The 2,326-nt window shown below is 76.4% G+C and carries 3 protein-coding genes; all 3 read left to right on the top strand.

Going from position 1 to position 2,326, the window contains the following annotated elements; genetic code table 11:
• Window positions 1-183, top strand: a 183-nt coding sequence (locus ABD308_RS38720) for an RNA polymerase subunit sigma-70 (protein WP_344345703.1), incomplete at its 5' end; no start/stop codon positions are given.
• A 3-nt stretch (window positions 184-186) separates the two neighbouring features.
• Window positions 187-750 (top strand): Clp protease N-terminal domain-containing protein, encoded by a 564-nt coding sequence (locus ABD308_RS38715; RefSeq protein WP_344345701.1) that lies wholly within the window; start codon window positions 187-189, stop codon window positions 748-750.
• A gap of 198 nt (window positions 751-948) precedes the next feature.
• On the top strand, window positions 949-2,326 hold a 1,378-nt coding region (locus ABD308_RS38710; protein ID WP_344345699.1), incomplete at its 3' end, for a sensor histidine kinase.

Below are 2,326 nucleotides of genomic sequence, written 5' to 3'. Positions count from 1 at the left end.
CTCCGGGCCGTCCGGGCCCTGCGGGACCTGGCGGACCGGCTGGAGGGACTGCAGGTCGGAAGCGCCCGGGGGCAGGGCTGGTCGTGGCAGGAGATCGCGACCTGCCTGGGGGTGACCAGGCAGGCGGTGCACAAGAAGTACGCGAAGCGCGGGCTCGGCGGAAACGGGAAGGGCGGGGACTGAACGATGTTCGAGCGATTCACCGAGGAGGCCCGGCGGGTGGTCGTCGGAGCCGGGCGGGAGTCGGCGGAGCTGCGGCACGGCCACATCGGCACCGAGCACCTGCTGCTGGCGATCCTGGCCGAGACGGAGGATCCGGCGGCGCGGGTGCTGATCGAGGCGGGGCTCGACCGGGCCGCGGCCCGCGAGGCTGTCCGGAGGCTGCTGGGGGAGGGGGACGACGCGCGGGCGCTGGCCGCGATCGGGGTTGACCTGGACGCCGTGCGCGAGGCGGTGGAGTCCGTGTTCGGGGCCGGGGCGCTGGACGCGCCGTCGAAGGAGGAGCCGCGACGGCGCGGGTGGTTCCGCTCCGAGGGCCGGGCGGGCCGCAGTCCCTTCACCGCGCGGGGGAAGAAGGTGCTGGAGCTGTCGCTGCGCGAGTCGCTGCGGCTGAAGTCCGGTCACATCGCGGTCGGTCACCTGCTGCTCGGCCTGCTCCGGGAGGGCGACGGGCTCGGTGCCCGGGTCATCGCCGATCACGGCCTGGACTTCGCCGCCGTGCGGCGGGCGGTGGAGGTGACGACGGGGTGACGGTGCGAGGGGGAGGGGGCTGATTCGGTATACGGAGCGTGGCGTGAGGAGACTGACCGTCAACTTATCGGTTGAGTGCGTCGTCTGAATGGATATGATCGGCCGACTGCGTGAACCGAAATGCCGCCCGGAGACGTTCCACGACGTCGGCCGGGCGGTCGCGCATTCGCCCGACCTTCTGCCGAGGACACCGCACCGATGACAGAACCCACCAGCCCCGACGGCGGGCCGCGCCGTCGACCCGACGTGCGCACCAAGGCCGTGACGGCGGCGGCCGCCCTGCTCGCGGCGGTGGCCGGGCCGGTCGGGGTGGTGCGGGCGTTCGACGCCGGGCAGCCGCTGACCGCGGCCGCCGTGGCGGCGGTCACCGCGCTCTGGCTGATCGCCGTCTGGCAGGCCGGCAGCGCCACCGAGCGGGCCCGGCGGCTGGAGGCCGAGCTGGCCGGACAGGACGACGAGGCCATGACGGCGCTGGTCGTCGCCGGTGCCGCCAAACAGGCCGAGACGGCCGCCAAGACACGGGCCGCCGCCGCGGAGGCCGAGCGGGACGAGGCCCGGACCGCGCTCGGGCGGGCCGAGGCGGAGGTCACGGCCGCCCGCGCGGACGCGGCCAGGGCCCGGGCGGAGGCCGAGGCGGAGCGCGCCGAACGGGCCGTCCTGGACCGGATGGCCGACGAGGTGCTGCCCGAGGTGGTGAAGCGGCTGCGCACCGGCGCGACCGTGGACGGCGCGCTGGCCGCCCACCGCGAGCACCCCCAGCGCGCGCTGCTGCGCGCCTTCGCCGAGGAGATCGGCCGGGGCGAGCGGCTGCGGGCCGCCGCGCTGGCGGTCTGCGCGACCGCCGCCGGCCGGGTGCAGGCGCTCGCCACGAGCATGCACGCGGAGCTGCGCGAGATGCAGCACCGGCACGGCGAGGAGGTCCTCGGCGACCTGCTGACCCTGGACCACGCCACCGCGCAGGCGGGCCGGATGGCCGACAGCATCGCGGTGCTCACCGGCGCCCGCTCCGGCCGGCGCTGGGGCAAGCCGATCCCGGTGGAGTCGGTGCTGCGCGGCGCGCTCGGCCGGATCGGGGCCTACCGGCGGGTGCGGCTGCACAACGCCAGCACGGCCGCGGTGGCCGGGTTCGCCGCCGAGGGCGTGATGCACGCGCTGGCCGAACTGCTGGACAACGCGACCAACTTCTCCGCCCCGCCGGCCGAGGTGCACGTCTACGTCGAGGAGGTGCCGGCCGGTCTGGCGGTCACCGTCGAGGACAGCGGCCTGGGCCTGAGCGACAGCTGGCTGCGGCGCGCCGAGCAGGCCGTCTCGGCGGAGCCGCTGGACCTCGCCACGCTGTCGGCGGGTACCCGGATCGGCCTCGCGGTGGTCGGGGTGCTGGCCCGCAAGCACGGGCTGCAGGTCTCTTTCCGGCCGTCCGCGCGGGGCGGCACGGGCGTGGTGCTGCTGATCCCGCAGCAGCTGGTCACCCATTCCGTGCCGGCGCCGGCGCAGGTGCCGGTCCCGGCGTCCGCTCCCGCTCCCGCTCCCGCCGAGCGGGCCGCGCGCCCCGCGCTCACCCCGGCTCGCCCGGCAC

The organism is Kitasatospora putterlickiae (genome assembly GCF_039527695.1).
In the GTDB taxonomy this organism is placed as follows: Bacteria; Actinomycetota; Actinomycetes; order Streptomycetales; family Streptomycetaceae; genus Kitasatospora; species Kitasatospora putterlickiae.
This window is presented reverse-complemented; position numbering and strand designations above follow the sequence as displayed.